This is a genomic window from Rheinheimera salexigens (genome assembly GCF_001752395.1).
Taxonomy (GTDB): domain Bacteria; phylum Pseudomonadota; class Gammaproteobacteria; order Enterobacterales; family Alteromonadaceae; genus Alishewanella; species Alishewanella salexigens.
The window spans coordinates 2997208-3016351 of record NZ_MKEK01000001.1; the positions used below are offsets into that span (position 1 = coordinate 2997208).

Sequence of the window (19144 nt, forward strand, 5' to 3'; positions counted from 1 at the left end):
GCTAACGTTGACTATAACTTTTACAACTACCGCTATATCATTATTTAGGTAAATACTTCAAAGGATCTACTGATCCACCACGATAACGTATTTCAAAATGCAAACGGACATCAGTTGCATCTGACTTACCCATTTCTGCAATTTGCTGGCCTGCAGAAACCATTTGTCGCTCTTGAACTAATAACTTTCGATTATGCGCATAAGCGCTTAAATAATCATCGTTATGCTTAATTATTACTAAGTTACCGTAGCCTCGTAATGCGTTGCCAGCATAGACAACTTGGCCACTCGCGGCCGCATTGACTCTATTACCCGCCACTCCAGCAATATCAATCCCTTTATTGCCTTGTTCTTGATACGAAAAGCCCGCAATAACTTTACCTTTAACCGGCCACTGCCATTGTACTAAGCTATTATTTAACTCAGATGCTGCCGAATTTGTAATTTTATTGTTACCTGCACTCTGAACATAACCTGTTTGCTTTTTTGGTGCAACTGGTTTATGGACATTTACTGAACTATTTGATTTGATTTGGCTTGATGGTTTTTTAACCGTAGTTTGTTTTGCTACTACGGTTCGAGTCGTGTTGTTGTGGTTACGGGAAACTTTAAGCTTAATGACTTGACCGGGGTAAATTATATAAGGATTAGCTATATTATTGGCTGCCGCTAGCTGTCGCACATCTAAGCCGGCTCGAAACGCTATAGCGTATAAGGTATCGCCTTTACGCACTGTGTATTGACTGGTTTGTAAACTGCCTTTATTACGCTCATTATAAAAATTTTGCCTTAATTCTAATGTCGTCACGGGTGCTGGGGCGGTTCTGGACGAACACCCTTGCAATATGATATTGAATAATAACAAACTTATTACAATAAATGCCGTACGCATTTTTAAGCGAATAGCCCGCTCCTTCTACTTAGTCGACTTGTTGTTTAGAGCTACTTGCCGACGGCATACCTAACCAGCGCTCTAAATTCAATAACAGCAACATAATAACTACACCCGCGAACGCACAACCAGCGGCCACCAATATGTCTGCAGCACCAGCAGCGTTTGGATAAGTCCAAGGAAAATACAGCTGATTTTGCCATTGCCAAGGCCATATGCGATATAAGGCGCCAATAACAATACCAATTAGAAAAGCTAAGCTGGCATCATGATAGCGAGCTAATAGCCAATTTAACAGCCGAGAAAAGCTTAACAAACCGGTAACACAACCGGCGAAAAACAAGGCCAGTACGCCAAGTTGTAATGATGTCACGGCTAACAATACGTGACTATACATACCTAATATTAATAAAATAAAGCTACCTGAAATGCCGGGTAAAATCATCGCACAAATAGCAATTGCCCCGGCAACAAAGTACATCCATGCGCTGGGTTGTAATTCTGTGGGCGAAAGTAGACTAATAGCGATAGCAAAAATGATACCGAGTAAGCACAAAAACAGCCGCGGCAAAGACCAGCTAATACTGCGACATAATTGCGGTAGAGCAGCCAAAATTAAGCCGGTAAACAACGCCCAAAGTGGCACTGGCCGATATTCTAAAAAGTAACTAATCACCCCTGCTAAAGCAAAGATGCTGACTAAAATGCCGCTAAATAAACACACTAAAAAAGTGCCATCTACATACTGCCACAAGGCGCTAAAGCGGCCGCGTAATAGCAATCTAACGGCTGTTAAATTAAAGGCACTGATTGCGGTTAATAATCGTTGATAAATGCCGAGAATAAACGCTAAGGTGCCGCCTGACACGCCAGGTACTACATCGGCTGCGCCCATCGCCATTCCTTTGATGATCCATTGCAGATACTGCATGCTTTACCCTTAATTTTAGCTATTAAGCTAATTCACCCGGTACCAGCGGCACAAAACGAACGGCTTCTATGTCGGTACTGGTGATAGTATCGCCGTGGCGCTGATAAATACGTAACACTTGCTCTTGTGCCCCAACTGGAATAACTAAACGACCACCGTCGGCTAATTGTTCTAATAATGCCATCGGCACTTCTGACGGCGCAGCCGTGACAATAATACTGTCAAATGGCGCTTTACTTGGCCAGCCTTGCCAACCGTCACCATGTTTCATGGCAACATTATGTAGATCCAATTGCTGCAAACGTCTTTTAGCTTGAAACTGTAACGACTTAATCCGCTCGACACTACAAACTTGCGGAAATAACCGGGCTAAAATCGCGGTTTGATAACCCGAGCCAGTGCCAATTTCTAACACCTTGCCTGGGGTTTTATCTTGCAGCAATAATTCTGTCATCCGCGCGACGATATAAGGCTGAGAGATAGTTTGACCTTGGCCAATAGGCAAGGCGGTATTCTCATACGCTTTATGCGCTAAAACTGATTCAACAAAAAGATGCCTAGGTGTTTGGCTCATGGCTTGCAGCACCAGCGGGTGCCTAATACCATCAGCCTGAAGCTTTTGCGCCAGCACACTGGCGCTTCTTGATGTCGCGACTGCCATGTTACAGTTTAATCCCCTCTAACCATTGCCGTAAGGTGTCCACGCTTTTATAAGCCGTCATGTCTACTTGTAACGGTGTAATAGATGCATAACCATTGGCTATGGCATCAAAATCTGTGCCCTCACCTGCATCCAATTCATTACCCAATGAGCCATACCAGTATATAGTGTGTCCCCAAGGATCGGTACTGTTAGTCATGGTTTCGGCTTTATGCCGTCTGCCTAACCGAGTCACTTTAATGCCTTTTAATTGCTCAATGCTTACCGCAGGCACATTGATATTTAATATTTGATCTCGCGGTAATGGATGCGACTTCAATTTTTTAATCACTTGCACGGTAACAAAAGCTGCCGTAGTAAAATGGTCAGGATCGGTACTGGCTAATGACACGGCTATCGCTGGCAAACCTAAATGGCGTCCTTCTGTAGCGGCCGCAACGGTACCAGAGTACAGGACGTCGTCACCTAAATTAGCGCCATGATTAATACCCGCCACCACTAAATCAGGCGTAAAATCTAACAATTGGCTAATGGCTAAATGTACGCAATCGGTTGGCGTACCATTAACAGAATAAAAGCCATTTTCCATCTGTTGCACCCGCAATGGGTTTATTAATGTTAACGAGTTACTGGCGCCGCTACAATTACGATCTGGCCCTACGGTGGTTACATCAGCAATTTGGCTTAACGCTTGTTGTAACACTTGCATGCCTTTAGCGTGCACGCCATCGTCATTACTTAATAAAATTTTCATCAATTACTACTCCACTGTTGCAGCACTGCGGCCACAGTCTTGATACTGCACTAACTCTCTAAGCACGCTAGTGGCAAAACACCCTGCTGGCAAACTGAAACTTAACCTAATATCTTGCTGCTCTGCTGTTAGCTGTAGTTGTTGCGGCACAATACGCATAGTGCGTCGCTCTGACTTTAAACGATAGTCAATTAAGCCATTTATTAAGGCTGGATGCTGAGCTAACACTTTGCTTTCAAATGCTAAACTATCGGCTGTTGCCATCGACTCACCCATACCTGGCAAGGCCGCTGTGATACTAACATCTTGACTTGCTAGCCGTTGGTTTAAAGCTTCATCAACAATGGGAGCTTTAAACACAGATGCGGTGCCACTTAACTGCAACACATCACCAGCAAGAATTTGCTTAAACAAACCCTGTTCAATACGCGCAGTTACCTGCTGATTAAATAAATACGAACGGGCGGCAGACAAGGCTAAACCACGTAATTTACGATCGGTAATACTTTGCCCTGCGAATAATTGCTCGGCTAAGCGTAAATTACCGCCATTAATGCCAAAGCGTTGCTCACCATAATAATTTGGCACGCCTTGGATAACTTGCTGGGCTCGGTCTAATACCGACTGTGGGTCTGATACTTGGCGTAAGCATATTTGGAAACTATTAGCTTTTAATGCGCCTAAGCGTAATTTACGATAATGGCGCTGCATACTAAGAATACGGCAGCCTTCTATTTGCCACTCTTGCCAAGGTAGTTCTTGCTTAATCGGCCACTTAAAACAAAACCATTGCCGAGTAACAGCATGTCGATCTTTTAATCCGGCATAACTAATATCACGGGCCCGTAATTTTGTTAGCTCGGCTATTTGCTTAGCCACATACTGGGTATTTTGGCCGGTTTTTTCAATTTGTAATAAAATATGCTCACCGGCGCCAGACGGAGTGAAATTAAGCTGTTCATCAACAATAAAATCTTCAGGCTGTTGGCGTAATAGCGCCGTTGCTGCTGGCTGTGAATATAAATACTCTAATGGTTGTAACTCACTCATGCGCTGACCAACAGCACTACGGCTTCTGTTGCAATGCCTTCTTTGCGGCCAACAAAACCGAGTTTCTCTGTGGTAGTAGCTTTAATATTTACTTGGCTAAGCTGGCAGTGCAAGTCGGCAGCAATGACTTCACGCATCTTGGTAATATGCGGCGCTATTTTCGGTGCTTGGGCCATGATAGTAATATCAAGATTGCCCACTTTATAACCTGCAGCTTGGACATCGGCATACACTTTACGCAATAAAATACGACTATCTATATTTTTAAACGCCGCGTCGGTATCAGGGAAATGATGGCCAATATCGCCTAAGGCTATCGCGCCTAATAAGGCGTCGGCGAGCGCATGCAGTACTACATCACCATCAGAATGCGCCAGTAAGCCTTGTGCATAATCAATTTTCACCCCTGCCAAGGTAATTGGCCCATCGCCACCAAAAGCGTGCACATCAAAGCCGTGGCCAATGCGAATATTCATTATATTAATTGCTCCAAATAGAAAGCCGCTAAAGCTAAATCAGTCGGCTGGGTAATTTTAATATTATCGCTATGTCCTTCCACTAATAATACCGGATGACCGGCCCATTCCATTGCAGAAGCCTCGTCCGTCACATACACCCCAGCTTGAATGGCATCTTCTAATGCGGCTTTTAATAATGCGGTTGGAAATAGCTGTGGCGTTAAAGCATGCCACAAATGCTCACGGCTGACGGTATGAGCCACCGTTAATTCGCCTCTTTTCATAGTGTCACGTACCCGACAAGCTAATACCCCACCATCACCAGTCGTTATGCAACGTTCAATCAATAACTCTATATCTGCTTGGCGAACTACAGGTCGTGCAGCATCATGTACCAACACCCAAGGATATTTATACGGCTCAATTTGCTGTAACGCATTTAATACTGAATGCATGCGTTCAGTGCCACCTTTGGTTGTTACAATCTGTGACTGATCAAAATTGATATCTGCAAAGTAGGGATCATCTTCTGCCAACGCTAACCATATTTTACTTAACGTTGGCACTTGCTGTAGTCGGGCTAAACTATGTTCTAATATGGTTTTGTTATGTAACACTAAATATTGTTTTGGCCGTTCTGCTTGCATTCGTTTACCGATACCTGCAGCTGGCACAATCACGGCAATCGCTGGTATTGCAGGCGATGCCGGTGTTGCATTATCTTTCATTCATGTTGTCCGTGTTATCTGACTGGCTAAATAAGCGAAAAAACACTTCATCTTGTTTGATTAAACCTAATTCATTACGGGCGCGTTCTTCAATCGCATCCAGCCCTTGCTGCAAATCGGTTACGTCGGCTTTTAATAAGCGATTACGCTTTTCTAACTCTTGATTGCTTAACAATTGAGTGCGTATTTCGTCTTGCTTACGCCAGTAATCGGTAATGCTGTGCTGACCAAACCAGAGTCGGTATTGTGACAACCCTAGTAACACCAGCAGCAATACGGTAAATAATCGCATCATAGCGTGTTAACTCGCTGCAGGTAAAAAAGAACTCGAACTTTATTATGAAGCTTAGCGCTGTCATTGCAAAGCAAGTAATTTGGGATTATGACGGCTTTTTTGCTCATGGCTGTATTTTCGTTCATGGCTATATTTTCGCTCATGGCTGTAGCGCTGGCAAAGGTTTAGCAAAATTGCGCCAGTTTAAACGACTGGTTAATAGTAATTCGCGTAAGCTGAGTAAGCGCGGCGTTGTTCTATCCTCTTTTAGCCACTGATGGCCACAGCATGCTGCCGTCATAATGGTTTTAGTCGGCTTAAGTAAAAACTTTTCACTATTGTCGGCTTGTAATGGCGTACCCGACAGCGCAAACCAACCATGCTGATTACAATGCAGTCTTAAACCCGCTTGATCTACTTCATCAATAGTATCGAGCAAAATATGCTCTTGGTTTAAATGCATAATATAAATAGGAACTACTAAACCGGGTTTAGCATGTTTTTGATAAAAAACATCTATCGGATCAGCTTGTTGTTTGCGGGCTGGGCAACGCTTAGCTTGCAATGAATACCAAGAGCCATTTTGGCTATCTAATTGTAACTCTGCCTGCTGTTTTAGAATATTACTGGCCGCGCGACGAATATAGAAAGTTAAGCTAGCCAAACGACCGGCTAAGTTAACAAGTTGCTCGGCCGGCAATTGCGACAAGCGCAACAATTCACGCTCATATAAAGCGTTACAAAGCTCAGTATAACCTTGGTTATCTTTCGATACCTGCCAAAAGTGTGGCTGCTGACTACTTGGATTATCCATTAGCAGATGTTAACCAAAGCAGCATAACTTGTAAAAGCAAACCTGCAACTATTGGTTATCGATTTTCTTATGTAGCTTCACTGTCTTTGTATTTTTCCGTCTTACTCGCAGGTTTATTAGCTCTACGCCGACCGAAAATGCCATGGCAAAGTAAATATAACCTTTAGGTACATGCACATCTAAACCTTCGGCTATAAGGGTAAAACCAATTAACATTAAAAAAGATAATGCCAGTATTTTTATGGTGGGGTGTGAATCAACAAATTCGCCAATAGCTTTAGCCGCAAACAGCATCACAAATACTGACGCCATAACGGCGATGACCATAATAGATAAATGATCGACTAAGCCGACGGCGGTAATGACTGAATCGAGCGAAAACACGATATCTAACAGGGTAATTTGGACTAAAATTGAGATATAGTTTGCTGCCGCTTTGGTTGCGGTTGAGCCGGTACTGCCCTCTAAACTATCGTGTATTTCATGAGTGGACTTAGCCAACAAGAAAAAACCACCCAAAATCAGCACCAGATCTCGACCGGATATTTCGTAATCAAAAACCGTAAATAGTGGCTCAACTAGACCTATAACCCAAGCCAAACTAAACAATAACGCTAAGCGAGATAACATTGCTAAACCGATGCCGATGCGACGAGCTGAATCACGTTTTTCTGGCGGTAGCTTGGCCACTAAAATAGAGATAAAAATAATATTATCTATGCCTAAAACAATCTCTAAAGCCATTAATGTTGCTAAAGCTACCCAGGCTTCTGGGCTATAAATCCATTCGAACATAGTTAATCCTAATCAATATCTATTAAAAACTTACAATTCACATAAACGCTTACATATTGCTGCTGGCTTTTAACAATCTGCTCAGTATTATAGTGTCACCTAAGCATAAACTTTAGCTTTCTCGCTTAGGGGTAATGGCCGGCCAGCGTCCCAACCCGCTTACCGGCCTTTTTTTTGCCTAATACTCGCTTACGCTTAACTTAAGCGAAAATTAATCATTTACGGTATACCCATTAACTCAACGCTAACTGAATATAGTCTATATTTTTGGCTAAATTAGCCCGAAGAGGCAGATTTTTTATTTTTTTTAGGCAGCTAAGTTAAATTTTATCAATGGGGTGATTGGTAGGGATTGCTGGGCTTAAATTTTGTAGAGATTGAGACGCTTAAATAAAGTGCACTAAGCTAATGTTAAAGCTAAGCTGCAAAATTAAACCTAGTGCAAGAATTTATATAAACGTGGCAATTAACTTGGTGAATTACCTGGGTGAAATAACGCGGTGAGTGTCAATTGCTTATTTCAACAACTCATTATTTAAACCAGTCTTGGACAAATTACTCTGCTGATACCTTTAAAGGTATTTTAATGTAACTCACGCCATTCTCCGCTGCGCTGGGTAGCTGTCCGCCACGAATATTTACTTGTACGGCAGGATAAATTAATCGTGGTACCGCCAGTGTTTTATCGCGTGCTTGGCGTTTTTGCACAAACTCTTGCTCAGCAGTATTGGCTTTAACATGAATATTTTGCTGCTTTTGCTCTGCTACACTGGTTTTATAGCGTAATGGCCTACCCTCAGGCTGATAATCATGGCAAATATAAATATTGGTTGCATCAGGTAATTGGTAAATTCGCTGAATTGACTGATACAACACATGCGCATCCCCCCCCGGAAAGTCACATCGTGCAGTGCCGCCATCAGGCATAAATAACGAATCACCTACAAATAAATTATCGCCAATTAAGTAACTAATACTATCGTTAGTATGGCCTGGGGTATTAATAACCTGTGCCTTAATGCTACCAATCATAAAGTGTTCATTATCGCCAAACAGCTTATCAAAATAATCGCCTTTCGCTTGCAGCTCAGTATCATTAATATTAAAAATAAATTTAAAGGTTTGCTGCACCTGCTTAATGCCTTCGCCAATAGCGATAGGCGCCGCGGTTTTTGCTTTTAAATAATCAGCCGCCGATAAATGATCAGCATGAGCATGGGTTTCTAAGATCCAGTCAACACTTAATTGCTGTTGCTCAATATAGTGCAATATCGCATCTGCTGCTTCGGTACTCACAGCGCCAGCCGCTGCGTCGTAATTTAACACCGGATCAATAATAGCTGCACGTTTAGTCTGGTTATCTACCACGACATAGCTACAGGTGGAACTATCGGTATCAAAAAACATTTCTATGGTGAGATCTGGCTGATGTTCTGGCTTAGCGATACTCATAACAACCTCTTAAATTAGCAAATGCTAAATTACAATTGCAGCATAAACAAAACTACATTAGAATTCAATAATGTTATAAGCATATTACTTATTGATATATGGAGCAACGGCTTAATGTTAGTGTTTTTAGCAGCTATCAGCATAGGGTTAAGTTTAGGACTATTTGGTTCTGGTGGCTCAATTCTTACCGTGCCAGTTTTGCTTTATTTAGTAAAAATGCCAGCCGAGTTAGCGATAGCATCTTCGCTTTTTATTGTCGGGTCTATTAGTTTATTTGCTGCCGTTCGCAGTAGTTTAAAAGGCTGGGTTAGTTGGCAACATGTGGCGCTATTTGCTCTACCCAGTATGTTGGGCACATATCTAGGTGCTTGGTTCGGTACTTTAGTCGATAGTCGATGGCAGCTATTACTCTTCTCCATATTAATGTTTATCTCCGCCTTTTTAATGTGGCGTAAAAAAACGCTGCCAGAAGAAGCAAAGGTAACTATTAAAGCTATTATTTTAATTTTTACTGGTTTGGCCGTCGGCATTATTACCGGTTTTGTCGGTGTGGGCGGAGGCTTTTTAATCGTTCCGGCTTTAGTGCTCTTGGGCGGCTTAACCATGCTGCGCAGTATTGCCACCAGTTTAGTGATTATTACCTTACAGTCGAGTGTAGGTTTTTTAAAGTATTACTCAACACTTGTTGCTCAAGGTGCCGTGTTTGACTGGACATCAATAGCCATCATTATTGCCTTTGGCATTATCGGTAGCGTCATTGGTGGCGCAATTGCTAAACATGTTCCTAAACAATTGCTGCAACGTGGTTTTGCATTATTTTTGTTACTTATGGCAACGGTGGTGATATATCAATCCGTACTGTGAATTTTTAAACTCTTTAAGTTAACTAAACTCTTTAAATTAATTACATACTTTTAATAATCTGACTAATCTAAGTAAGTTGAACTAGCGATAAGCTTAAAAACTACTTAGCTAAATAGGAGTAAAAAATGAAAACTGCAGCGCAACTGATCACAGAAGCTAAAGCACAAATTAAAGAAGTCGATATTGCCCAGCTAGCCTCGGCACTTCAGCACAACCCTGACACTGTACTTATCGATGTTAGAGAGCCGGCAGAATTTGCCCAGCAACATATCGCCGGTGCGGTTAACTATCCACGCGGAGTCTTAGAGATGAGTATCCACAATCATCCTAAAGTGGCGGCTAGCGGCTGTGCGCCAGAAGTGGCTTTAGCACAATTAGCCACTTCTACTATTTATGTTATTTGTCGCTCTGGTGGCCGCTCAGCACTTGCCACTGCCTCGTTACAACAAATGGGCTTTAGCGATATTTATTCTGTTAGCCCTGGCATGCAAGGCTGGCTTGATGCCAAACAGCCTATCGTTAATTAACAATTAAAAGGACATAACATGGAAAACTTCACCCCTGTTTCTGCCTTAATTGGTGGTAGCTTAATTGGCTTAGGAGCACTAATCCTATTTATCTTTTCCGGCCGAATTGCCGGTATATCGGGTATTGCTAGAAATGCCTTATTTACAACGGCGCAACGTGGTTGGCGACTGGCCTTTGTGCTGGGATTAATTGCTGGGCCTTTAGTGTTAAGCCTAATGATTGCCGACTTTAGCTACACGACCGTTGAATTAGGCTGGCCAGTGCTTATTGCTGGCTTACTAGTGGGTATGGGTACCGGCTGGGGCAGCGGTTGTACTTCTGGTCATGGCATTTGTGGTATCAGCCGATTTTCACCACGCTCTATCACCGCCACAATATTATTTATGTTAGTTGGCGTGATGGTTGCCACCTTATTCCACTAACCATTGCATATACAGTTTTAGCAGGAGCATAAGATGGCTTTAGTAATCGCATTTATATCAGGTTTAATCATGTCAATTGGCATCAGCTATTCGCAAATGATTGAACCGAGTAAAGTATTAGCTTTTTTAACCTTAGATAAAAATTGGGATCCCAGTTTACTGCTGGTGATGGTTAGCGCATTAGTAACGTACAGTATTGGTTATTGGTTAGTTAGGTCAAAACAAAAACCTGTCTGCGCAGAAAAGTTTCAGATACCGACTAAGCAAAAAATTGATAAGCCGTTAGTAATAGGCGCAGTGTTATTTGGTGCTGGTTGGGGATTAGTCGGCTATTGCCCAGGGCCTGCCATTGCAGCCATCAGTTCGGGTAGTACTGGCACCCTAGCCTTTGTAGCAGCCATGATCGTGGGTTGGTTTATTAGTCGTAAGTGGGCGCTATAACGCAAACTCTGATATACAGCACAGCTTAGCTAAGTACCTTAGCACTGTGCTGAGCTAGTTAAGACTTGATGCAACGCTTAAGTATAAATTTAGGGCAATATAACAAATGGCTTAGCTCCCAGCATTCTAGATTGTAGAATCAGGATGTAGCAAATATTAATTTGGTATTTTAATCAGGAAGAAAAACAACAGAAAATGGCGGAGCGGACGGGACTCGAACCCGCGACCCCCGGCGTGACAGGCCGGTATTCTAACCAACTGAACTACCGCTCCACTGTACACTTTACAAAGTACTTTTTTACAAAAGCACTCTTTACAAAAATTGGCGGAGTGGACGGGACTCGAACCCGCGACCCCCGGCGTGACAGGCCGGTATTCTAACCAACTGAACTACCACTCCGCAACAATTACCCAGCAAGACTTCAATAGGGTGTCCTGCTGTGCGGCGGGAATGATACGGTTTAGGTTCATGGTCGTCAACTCCTTTTTCGCCGCTTTTGTCTAATCCTTAATCATCCGGTAGCGTTAGATCAAGAATGTCACCTATATCGTCGCTTTTTTGCACAGTATTTTTTGTCGCAGCCGAAACTTGGTTATTATTAGTGACTAAACTGCTTTCTGGCATTTTTTCTGCCTGCTTGGATTTTTTTGCCAAAACAGTAAATCTGCGGCCTTTTTATCACTGAGCACAAACCAAATGGCGCCAATGCCAATAATTAAAATTAAAACATTGCTGAATATAACCAATAACCAGGGAAATGCTGCTTCAGTTGGATTTGTCACTTGTAACTGTTCAGTTGATACCGGTTTTACCACCGCAACTATTTCGGCCGGTGGCAACATAAAACTAATTTCGGGTAAACTTAATACAAACTCTCGGCCATCTACCCGGGTACCGAAGGCCATAACTTCGACAATATAACTGCCATGGCCCCGATTATTTAAATTAAGTTGGCGTATGGCATTACCGGCTTCATTTAATGAAAAGTCAGCAACTTCACCATTAGGATAACGAATACGACCCTGCAGTAAAATACTTTGGGCATTGATTGCCGGATTGCTGACATTAAAGATGATCTGATGTGGCTGAGGCACCTCATCTGATAACGCCTCGTTAATTGCTGGCGACATCTTAATATCTGCCACTATTGCTGCCGGTTCTAACATCACTGCAGCCTGTTCAATTTCACGGGTGTATAACGGCGTTCTGACGATATATTTAGGTAACCACTCGCCCGCTGCAAAACGTAATTGAAACTCGCCTGTAAACACGCCATCACGTGCCCGCTCATCATAGCCTTTGCCATCGTCACGAAAATGAGCGACTTGAACAATACCCCGACCAAAATTATCCATATCGGGTTTATTTGTACTAACAAAAATAACTTCTAAGTTTAGTACATCGCGAAATTCTTTAGCATTAATGGGCTCACCACCATTAAGTAAACGCGCGGTAACTTTTACCGTCTCACCTACCATTAACTGCTGAGGCAAAGGATCGACTAACAGCTCGATCTCCGTTAGCACCATTACCCGACTTTCTGCTAATAAACTGCCAATGGCTTGCCAAGGCCCTGGCATCGGCTGTTTTATTTTAATTAAATCGTAACTATCGGCATCATGCCACGCCACATCATGCTGCTTTGCGGTATTAAAATGTAGCTTACTGCCGTCAGGTCTCACTAACACCACTGATGCACTACCGCGGCGGCGAAATAACAATAACGTAATTTCTGCAACTTCTTCGTCAATGCGAAAGCGATTATCAAATAACGGTATTTGGTTTTTGGTCGGTAAGTCCTGCAGCAAGGCAAAACTTTCATTATCTAACTGCGGACTTGGTGTTGCCTGTTCCCGTTTAACATTTTTAGCGTCGGTATTTTTAGCTTCGGGATTATTAGCTTGACCGCTAACAGCTACGGTAAATAATAAGCTAAACAGACTTAATAATATTAATCTCGCCACAGACAAGATCCCCCTTTCTTTTGCACTAAGTCTAAACGCGCTTGGTGTGCTTCCAATTCAGCCTCTGACGCTGCAATAACGGCTAAACGACCACTGCGTTGGATACGCAACTCACCCTCATGCTGCTGATTACTATCTTGCTCATTGGCCAAATTCAAACTAACTTGGCCACCTGTCATCATTAAATAGACATCGGCTAAGATTTCGGCGTCCAGTAAGGCGCCGTGTAAGGTTCGGTGGCTGTTTATAATATCGTATCGACGGCAAAGCGCATCTAGGTTGTTCTTTTGCCCAGGATGTAGCTCTCGTGCCATTGCAAGAGTATCGAGCACCGTACAATATTGCTCTAACGGCGGAAGCGGTGAACGTAATAACGAAAATTCATGATTAATAAAACCGACATCAAAAGGCGCGTTGTGAATGACTAATTCTGCACCTTGAATATACTCGTAAAAGCCTTGGGCTATATCCCGAAACTTTGGTTCATCTTTTAAGCGTTCATTGGTTAAACCATGGATCCTAACGACTTCGGCTTCGATAATACGTTCTGGGTTAATATAGACATGATAATTATTGCCGGTAAAACGGCGGTTAATTAATTCAACACAGCCTATTTCAACAATGCGATGACCATCTCTTGGGTTAATGCCGGTGGTTTCTGTATCAAGAATAAGTTGTCTTTTTATCATGTTCATTTCGTTTTGTGCCGTAATTAAGGTAGATTATACGCCGATTATGTAAGAGGAAAGGCTTTATGCGTAAAACTGTTACCATCTTCACCGATGGCTCGTGTCTTGGCAACCCCGGAGCCGGCGGTTATGCTGCGGTTTTAAATTATAAACAACACTGCAAAGAATTAAGTGGTGGTTTTCGTTTAACCACCAATAACCGCATGGAGCTACTCGCCGCTATTATCGCCCTAGAAAGCCTCACCACGCCTTGCGATGTAGAGTTAACGACCGATAGCCAATATGTGCGTTTAGGCATTACCCAATGGCTGGCAGGCTGGAAGCGCAACAAATGGCTAACCAGTCAAAGAAAGCCGGTTAAAAATCAAGACCTGTGGCAACGACTCGATAAAGCGACCCAGCAACATCAAATAAACTGGCACTGGGTAAAAGGTCACAGCGGCCATCCTGAAAATGAGCGCTGTGATGTATTGGCAAGGACGGCGGCTGAAGCTAAACCAACCACTATAGATACTGAGTTTGAAGCTAGCCAAGCTAAAGAAGCCTAGCTGCAACAATGGACTGGCTCCAAAATATACAGCTCGGTTTACCCACACTAACACGCCGTAAACCCATCCTTGGGGGCTCATTTACGCCCATCCAGGGCTGAAATGGTTAGCTTAGGCTAAAGCCGATCCTCATTAAATAGTAGACACTCAACACTAAGAGTTTAAACTTAAATTTAAGTGTATATACGGATCGGTTTACCCACACTAACACGCCGTAAACCCATCCCTGGGGGCTCATTTCCGCCCGTCCAGGGCTGCAATGGTTAGTTTAGGGTAAAACCGGTCCTCATTAATGTAGCTTAGTCAGTTCACAATTATCGCTAAAGTCTTAGCACTTAGCACTTAGCACTTAGCACTCAAAACTAGCATATTAACCGCTAGTCACTGCTAGTATTAGCCTCTGTTACTGGCTTCGCTGCCGCCAGCATTTTCTCTAACTCTACAATAAAGTCTTTATCATCAGGTGTCGTGCGGCTGCCAAAGTGTTTTACGTTTTGCTCATCGGCACTGACTAAATATTTGTTAAAGTTCCAAGATGGTGCTTCACCGGTTTTACTAATTAAGGCTTTAAAGACTGGGTTAGCGTCATCGCCTCGTACTTTTGAGCTAGCAAACATGGGAAATTGCACACCGTAGGTTAAATAACACACTTCTGCGGTTTTTTCCGCGTCGTCATATTCCTGTTTAAAGCTATCTGACGGAAAACCTAAAATAACTAAACCGGCAGTTTGGTACTTTTGATATAAGGCTTCTAAGGCGTCAAATTGCGGCGTAAAACCACACTTACTGGCAGTATTAACAATCAGTAAAGTTTTACCTTGATATTCTTGGCATAAATCTATGCTTTCTCGGGTTTTCAATTGCTGCATCGAATGGCCTAATATATCACCACATTGATTCGCTAATACCGACGTAGCCATTAAGCTGGCCCCTACGGCAACTGTTGCTATCCACTTTTTCATGCCAATTCTCTCCAATTAATAACCACCTAAATATGGGCTGTTTTACGCTGATAGTTATTTGTTAGTGTAGTCTATTAAGCTAACAAAAAGTGATCTGTTAACTCTAGATTATACGTTGGCGCTCAGCATTAAGATCGTATTTATTAGCAAAATTTTAGCCACATAAATTGTTCTACTCAAGGTAAAAACAGCCTAGCATTACGTCCAGCCTCAGCTGTAACTTATTGTTTTACAATAATCTAATTAAATCTGCATTTATAGTGAAATATAATTTATCGTCTACATAAAAAAAATTCACTATCAATTACGTTAGGATTTGAGTAAATAAGCAAAAAAATCTTGAGGATATAATTATGTCAGAAGTTGAAGCCCCTGACTTTGATTTAGATGACGTATCTGATGATACTGAACTGCTTAGTGCACTGTCGCCTAAAGACAGTAAATCGCAACAAAAATTAGAGGCAAGACGCCGCATCGACGACCTGATGGAGCAAAAGCGTTTACGTAGTTTGCTTGATGACTGGGATCTGGAAGATGAAGCATAAAAAACGGGCGCCTTAGCGCCCGTTTTTTTCTTAAGATCTCGACATCCGAGATCTTATATCTGGCTTATGCTTTATATTTTTGCATAATTAATGTGGCATTAGTGCCACCGAAACCAAAGCTATTTGACATCACTGTATTTAGCTCAGCTTTTTGGGTCTTAGTAACAATATTTAAACCCGCTGCAGCTTGATCAAGCTCGGTAATATTAATGGATGGCGCAATAAAGCTATGCTTCATCATCAATAATGAATAAATCGCTTCATGCACACCGGCAGCACCTAAAGCATGACCTGTCATGGCTTTAGTCGCACTGATGGCAGGTGATTTATTAGCAAACACTTGCTGAATAGCAGCCAACTCTTTTACATCACCGACTGGAGTACTTGTACCATGGGTATTAACGTAGTCCACTTCAGCGTCAACATTTTGCATGGCCATTTCCATACAACGTACCGCGCCTTCACCACTTGGAGCGACCATATCAAAGCCGTCAGATGTTGCACCGTAGCCAACAATTTCAGCATAAATAGTCGCGCCACGTGCTAACGCATGCTCAAGTTCTTCAACTACGACCATGCCGCCGCCGCCACTGATTACAAAACCATCACGGTTAGCATCATAAGTACGCGAAGCAATTTCTGGAGTCTCATTATATTTTGACGATAATGCGCCCATGGCATCAAATTCCATGGCTAGGGTCCAGTGAACTTCTTCACCACCACCGGCAAATACCACATCTTGCTTGCCTAATTGAATTAACTCAACAGCATGGCCAATACAGTGTGCACTGGTGGCACATGCCGAGCTAATTGAATAGTTAACACCTTTAATTTTAAACGGTGTGGCTAAACAAGCAGAACAGGTACTAGACATCGTCTTAGGCACCGCATAAGGGCCTACCCGCTTAACACCTTTTTCGCGGAGAATATCTGCCGCTTCAACTTGCACTTTAGAAGATGCTCCACCTGAACCAGCTACTAAACCAAATCGCGGATTAGAAATTTGCTCTTCGCTAAAACCGGCATCCTTGATGGCTTCTTGCATAGCAATATAAGCGAATGCAGCGGCATCACCCATAAAACGATAGGCTTTACGATCAATATGCTCAGCCGGGTTAAGTTTAATATTACCCCATACTTGCGAGCGTAAGCCTAAATCAGCGAACTCCTGAGCAAAGCTAATACCAGAACGACCAGCTTGCAATGAAGCCAATACTTCGTCTTTGTTATTACCTATACTCGATACGATTCCCATACCGGTGATTACGGCTCTTTTCATGCTATCTCCCATTGGCTGGCTCAGTACCACACCGTTGTAAATGATTTATCAGCGCTATTGTACGGACTTTGTTTCATAAAGTGGTCAGCTTTCAGCGCACACTTGTACTCTATTACCAATTTTGCTTAAGCTTCGGGTAAACTACAAGCCCAAAATGTGGTGGATTTTCAATATATGTCGCAGCTTACCCATGCCAAAGTACACTTTACAGCACAAGGCATCCCTTATGCTGAAGCCTTTGCAGATGTTTATTTTTCAGATGCAGGGGGTTTAGCTGAAACAGATTATGTTTTTTTACAGCAAAATGGTTTACCGCAACGTTGGCACACCCACACTGCTGACACTTTTCATATTGTAGAAACCGGTTTTGGAACTGGCGCCAATTTTTTAGTAACCTGGCAGCGTTTTTGTCAATTTAAACAACAACACCCTGACGCTCAGTGCCAACGCTTATACTTTAGCAGTATTGAGAAATATCCGCTAACCCTCGCCGATTTACAGCAAGCACTGCAAGTGCATGCGGATCAACCTGAATTACAGCCGTTAATACAGCAGCTGTTACAGCAATATCCATTGGGCGTCTCAGGCTGTCACCGTTTAGTGTTTGACCATGGCAGGGTTATTGTTGATTTATGGTTGGGCGATGTTAGTGAAGTGTTGCCGAACTTAACGCCTGCTGATGCCATTTATCTCGATGGCTTTGCGCCCAGTAAAAACCCAGAAATGTGGCAGCCTAAATTATTTACCGACTTAGCAAAAATTAGTCACGCCAATACTAGCATCGCGACGTTTACTGCCGCAGGCATGGTCAAGCGGGGCCTTCAGCAGGCAGGTTTTAGTGTAAAGAAAGTGCAAGGCTTTGGCCGCAAGCGTGAAATGCTAACCGCGACGGCACCTTCTGTCACCAGCGACAATAATAATTGCTTTAATACGCCTAGCGTTGAAACAGCTCATGCAACTAAAGCTAATGCACACAAAGAAGTAACTATTATTGGTGGTGGCATTGCTTCGCTTTGCACCGCCCTAGCCCTGCAACAACGCAATATTAACGTCCACTTAATTTGTGCAGATAACGACGTCGCCATGCAAGCATCGCAAAATCGTCAAGGCGCAATTTATCCAAGTTTACATGCCCAAGTTACTGAAAATAGTCAGCTACAAGTACAAGCTTTTTTATATGCACGCCAATTTTATCAGCGCTGGCAACAACGTGGGTTAGATTTTAAACTGGATTTTTGTGGCATGATCCATCTAGGCACCACACCTCAGTTACAGTATCGCCAATCAAAGATAGTAACATTATGGCCCGAGCAACTTGTTAGCGCGGTCGATGCCCAACAAGCGACAGCTATAGCAGGCTTAGCATTGCAACACTCTGGTATTTATTATCCGTTAGCCGGTTGGTTAAACCCCAAACAGTTTTGCCAAGCTGCACTGGCTTATTTACAACAGCAGTCTAATTTTCGTTTTAGTAATAATACTCAAGTACTGAACATGCAGCGCCAAACCGACAACTGGCTAATTAGCGCTGCAAGCAAAACTTTCACTAGCGACTATATCGTGCTGGCTGCAGGCAGCCAATTAGCAAAGTTTGCCACCACCCATGCCCTACCCATTATTACGACTCGCGGCCAAGTTAGCCATGTTAGCCAGCCAAAAATGGCAGGTTTAAAAACAGTGCTTTGCCACAAAGGTTATATAACACCGGCATGGCAAGGTTTACACTCTATAGGCGCAACCTTTGATCGCCAATCAACTACTGCTTTTATTAGTAGCAATGATGATGCTGAAAATATGCAACAAGTTGCTGAGCAACTTGACTCTCCAGAGTGGCTTAGTGGAGCAAAAGTACATAGCGCCTGTGCCGCATTTCGCGCAGGCTTACCAGATCAGTCGCCTATTGCTGCTGAGATTGAGCCGGCCTTTTTTGCCTTAGGCGGCTTTGGTGCCCGAGGCATTATGTATGCCCCTATGTTGGCTGAGTTAATTGCTTGCCAAATTTGTACAGAACCTCTACCGTTAACTCAATTGCAACGCCATAATCTGTCGGCGGCTAGATTTAAACCTAAGAATAAATAACAGCTATTAACAA

22 protein-coding genes and 2 tRNA genes are annotated in these 19144 nt (G+C 42.9%); 7 read left to right on the forward strand and 17 right to left on the reverse strand.

The features are described from left to right. Positions 1–40: 40 nt before the first annotated feature. From BI198_RS13750 to BI198_RS13800, 11 genes are all read right to left on the reverse strand, one after another. Positions 41–892 (reverse strand): peptidoglycan DD-metalloendopeptidase family protein, encoded by an 852-nt coding sequence (locus BI198_RS13750; RefSeq protein ID WP_070050063.1) that lies wholly within the window; start codon positions 890–892, stop codon positions 41–43. A 28-nt stretch (positions 893–920) separates the two neighbouring features. Next, complete coding sequence (locus BI198_RS13755; RefSeq protein WP_070050064.1) at positions 921–1823, reverse strand: DUF368 domain-containing protein; 903 nt, start codon at positions 1821–1823, stop codon at positions 921–923. A gap of 22 nt (positions 1824–1845) precedes the next feature. Beyond that, the gene (locus tag BI198_RS13760; RefSeq protein ID WP_070050065.1) at positions 1846–2484 is read right to left on the reverse strand and encodes a protein-L-isoaspartate(D-aspartate) O-methyltransferase; all 639 of its coding nucleotides are present in this window, start codon (positions 2482–2484) and stop codon (positions 1846–1848) included. Position 2485: 1 nt separating this feature from the next. Continuing rightward, positions 2486–3238, reverse strand: coding sequence for a 5'/3'-nucleotidase SurE (surE, locus tag BI198_RS13765; RefSeq protein WP_070050066.1), 753 nt, complete (start codon positions 3236–3238; stop codon positions 2486–2488). A 6-nt stretch (positions 3239–3244) separates the two neighbouring features. Then, on the reverse strand, positions 3245–4288 hold the full coding sequence (gene truD, locus BI198_RS13770; RefSeq protein ID WP_070050067.1) for a tRNA pseudouridine(13) synthase TruD: 1044 nt from the start codon (positions 4286–4288) through the stop codon (positions 3245–3247). Beyond that, positions 4285–4764, reverse strand: a complete 480-nt coding sequence (gene ispF / locus BI198_RS13775; protein WP_070050068.1) for a 2-C-methyl-D-erythritol 2,4-cyclodiphosphate synthase — start codon at positions 4762–4764, stop codon at positions 4285–4287. The genes truD and ispF overlap by 4 nt, the downstream gene beginning before the upstream one ends. Then, complete coding sequence (gene ispD / locus BI198_RS13780) at positions 4764–5474, reverse strand: 2-C-methyl-D-erythritol 4-phosphate cytidylyltransferase (protein WP_070050069.1); 711 nt, start codon at positions 5472–5474, stop codon at positions 4764–4766. Before ispD ends, ispF begins: the two co-directional genes overlap by 1 nt. Beyond that, positions 5464–5769: a cell division protein FtsB gene (gene ftsB, locus BI198_RS13785; protein ID WP_317133701.1), complete on the reverse strand. Its 306-nt coding sequence runs from the start codon at positions 5767–5769 to the stop codon at positions 5464–5466. The genes ispD and ftsB overlap by 11 nt, the downstream gene beginning before the upstream one ends. A gap of 139 nt (positions 5770–5908) precedes the next feature. Beyond that, the gene (locus BI198_RS13790; RefSeq protein ID WP_070050070.1) at positions 5909–6562 is read right to left on the reverse strand and encodes a hypothetical protein; all 654 of its coding nucleotides are present in this window, start codon (positions 6560–6562) and stop codon (positions 5909–5911) included. A gap of 48 nt (positions 6563–6610) precedes the next feature. Beyond that, positions 6611–7357, reverse strand: a complete 747-nt coding sequence (locus BI198_RS13795; RefSeq protein ID WP_070050071.1) for a TerC family protein — start codon at positions 7355–7357, stop codon at positions 6611–6613. 555 nt (positions 7358–7912) lie between these two features. Beyond that, entirely contained in the window at positions 7913–8809 is an 897-nt protein-coding gene (locus BI198_RS13800; protein WP_070050072.1) for an MBL fold metallo-hydrolase, read from the reverse strand. Between the two features lie 114 nt (positions 8810–8923). On the opposite strand from BI198_RS13800, the gene BI198_RS13805 reads away from it, so the two are divergent. From BI198_RS13805 to BI198_RS13820, 4 genes are all read left to right on the forward strand, one after another. Next, complete coding sequence (locus tag BI198_RS13805; protein ID WP_070050073.1) at positions 8924–9673, forward strand: sulfite exporter TauE/SafE family protein; 750 nt, start codon at positions 8924–8926, stop codon at positions 9671–9673. A 125-nt stretch (positions 9674–9798) separates the two neighbouring features. Beyond that, positions 9799–10200, forward strand: coding sequence for a rhodanese-like domain-containing protein (locus BI198_RS13810; RefSeq protein ID WP_070050074.1), 402 nt, complete (start codon positions 9799–9801; stop codon positions 10198–10200). Positions 10201–10218: 18 nt separating this feature from the next. Further along, positions 10219–10623, forward strand: a complete 405-nt coding sequence (locus BI198_RS13815) for a YeeE/YedE family protein (RefSeq protein WP_070050075.1) — start codon at positions 10219–10221, stop codon at positions 10621–10623. Positions 10624–10656: 33 nt separating this feature from the next. Beyond that, complete coding sequence (locus BI198_RS13820) at positions 10657–11064, forward strand: DUF6691 family protein (protein ID WP_070050076.1); 408 nt, start codon at positions 10657–10659, stop codon at positions 11062–11064. Positions 11065–11260: 196 nt separating this feature from the next. On the opposite strand, the gene BI198_RS13825 is transcribed toward BI198_RS13820, so the two are convergent. The 4 genes from BI198_RS13825 to dnaQ form a co-directional block, all read right to left on the reverse strand. Continuing rightward, a tRNA-Asp gene (locus BI198_RS13825) sits at positions 11261–11337 on the reverse strand. Between the two features lie 50 nt (positions 11338–11387). Next, positions 11388–11464 (reverse strand) — tRNA-Asp (locus BI198_RS13830). 206 nt (positions 11465–11670) lie between these two features. Then, positions 11671–13029, reverse strand: coding sequence for a TIGR03503 family protein (locus BI198_RS13835; RefSeq protein ID WP_235605346.1), 1359 nt, complete (start codon positions 13027–13029; stop codon positions 11671–11673). Further along, entirely contained in the window at positions 13017–13718 is a 702-nt protein-coding gene (gene dnaQ / locus BI198_RS13840) for a DNA polymerase III subunit epsilon (RefSeq protein ID WP_070050918.1), read from the reverse strand. The genes BI198_RS13835 and dnaQ overlap by 13 nt, the downstream gene beginning before the upstream one ends. A gap of 65 nt (positions 13719–13783) precedes the next feature. On the opposite strand from dnaQ, the gene rnhA reads away from it, so the two are divergent. Beyond that, a complete protein-coding gene (gene rnhA, locus BI198_RS13845; protein ID WP_070050077.1) occupies positions 13784–14266 on the forward strand; it encodes a ribonuclease HI in 483 nt (160 codons plus the stop codon). Positions 14267–14643: 377 nt separating this feature from the next. Here the strand turns inward: rnhA and BI198_RS13850 are convergent, their stop codons facing one another. Then, a complete protein-coding gene (locus BI198_RS13850; RefSeq protein WP_070050078.1) occupies positions 14644–15228 on the reverse strand; it encodes a glutathione peroxidase in 585 nt (194 codons plus the stop codon). A gap of 353 nt (positions 15229–15581) precedes the next feature. On the opposite strand from BI198_RS13850, the gene BI198_RS13855 reads away from it, so the two are divergent. Further along, on the forward strand, positions 15582–15773 hold the full coding sequence (locus BI198_RS13855) for a PA3496 family putative envelope integrity protein (RefSeq protein ID WP_070050079.1): 192 nt from the start codon (positions 15582–15584) through the stop codon (positions 15771–15773). Between the two features lie 64 nt (positions 15774–15837). Here the strand turns inward: BI198_RS13855 and fabB are convergent, their stop codons facing one another. Continuing rightward, positions 15838–17052 (reverse strand): beta-ketoacyl-ACP synthase I, encoded by a 1215-nt coding sequence (gene fabB, locus BI198_RS13860; RefSeq protein WP_070050080.1) that lies wholly within the window; start codon positions 17050–17052, stop codon positions 15838–15840. Between the two features lie 174 nt (positions 17053–17226). On the opposite strand from fabB, the gene mnmC reads away from it, so the two are divergent. Next, positions 17227–19131 carry a bifunctional tRNA (5-methylaminomethyl-2-thiouridine)(34)-methyltransferase MnmD/FAD-dependent 5-carboxymethylaminomethyl-2-thiouridine(34) oxidoreductase MnmC gene (gene mnmC / locus BI198_RS13865; protein WP_070050081.1) on the forward strand — a complete coding sequence of 635 codons (1905 nt, stop codon included), beginning with the start codon at positions 17227–17229 and terminating at the stop codon, positions 19129–19131. Positions 19132–19144 lie beyond the last annotated feature (13 nt).

Coding starts and splice junctions, on each gene's coding strand:
- BI198_RS13800 (WP_070050072.1), bottom strand. CDS start 8,809: ATGAGTATCGCTAAGCCAGAACATCAGCCAGATCTCACCATAGAAATG.
- BI198_RS13820 (WP_070050076.1), top strand. CDS start 10,657: ATGGCTTTAGTAATCGCATTTATATCAGGTTTAATCATGTCAATTGGC.
- BI198_RS13755 (WP_070050064.1), bottom strand. CDS start 1,823: ATGCAGTATCTGCAATGGATCATCAAAGGAATGGCGATGGGCGCAGCC.
- BI198_RS13855 (WP_070050079.1), top strand. CDS start 15,582: ATGTCAGAAGTTGAAGCCCCTGACTTTGATTTAGATGACGTATCTGAT.
- ftsB (WP_317133701.1), bottom strand. CDS start 5,769: ATGATGCGATTATTTACCGTATTGCTGCTGGTGTTACTAGGGTTGTCA.
- truD (WP_070050067.1), bottom strand. CDS start 4,288: ATGAGTGAGTTACAACCATTAGAGTATTTATATTCACAGCCAGCAGCA.
- ispD (WP_070050069.1), bottom strand. CDS start 5,474: ATGAAAGATAATGCAACACCGGCATCGCCTGCAATACCAGCGATTGCC.
- BI198_RS13750 (WP_070050063.1), bottom strand. CDS start 892: ATGCGTACGGCATTTATTGTAATAAGTTTGTTATTATTCAATATCATA.
- surE (WP_070050066.1), bottom strand. CDS start 3,238: ATGAAAATTTTATTAAGTAATGACGATGGCGTGCACGCTAAAGGCATG.
- fabB (WP_070050080.1), bottom strand. CDS start 17,052: ATGAAAAGAGCCGTAATCACCGGTATGGGAATCGTATCGAGTATAGGT.
- BI198_RS13805 (WP_070050073.1), top strand. CDS start 8,924: ATGTTAGTGTTTTTAGCAGCTATCAGCATAGGGTTAAGTTTAGGACTA.
- BI198_RS13790 (WP_070050070.1), bottom strand. CDS start 6,562: ATGGATAATCCAAGTAGTCAGCAGCCACACTTTTGGCAGGTATCGAAA.
- dnaQ (WP_070050918.1), bottom strand. CDS start 13,718: ATGATAAAAAGACAACTTATTCTTGATACAGAAACCACCGGCATTAAC.
- BI198_RS13795 (WP_070050071.1), bottom strand. CDS start 7,357: ATGTTCGAATGGATTTATAGCCCAGAAGCCTGGGTAGCTTTAGCAACA.
- BI198_RS13760 (WP_070050065.1), bottom strand. CDS start 2,484: ATGGCAGTCGCGACATCAAGAAGCGCCAGTGTGCTGGCGCAAAAGCTT.
- rnhA (WP_070050077.1), top strand. CDS start 13,784: ATGCGTAAAACTGTTACCATCTTCACCGATGGCTCGTGTCTTGGCAAC.
- mnmC (WP_070050081.1), top strand. CDS start 17,227: ATGTCGCAGCTTACCCATGCCAAAGTACACTTTACAGCACAAGGCATC.
- BI198_RS13815 (WP_070050075.1), top strand. CDS start 10,219: ATGGAAAACTTCACCCCTGTTTCTGCCTTAATTGGTGGTAGCTTAATT.
- BI198_RS13850 (WP_070050078.1), bottom strand. CDS start 15,228: ATGAAAAAGTGGATAGCAACAGTTGCCGTAGGGGCCAGCTTAATGGCT.
- BI198_RS13810 (WP_070050074.1), top strand. CDS start 9,799: ATGAAAACTGCAGCGCAACTGATCACAGAAGCTAAAGCACAAATTAAA.
- ispF (WP_070050068.1), bottom strand. CDS start 4,764: ATGAATATTCGCATTGGCCACGGCTTTGATGTGCACGCTTTTGGTGGC.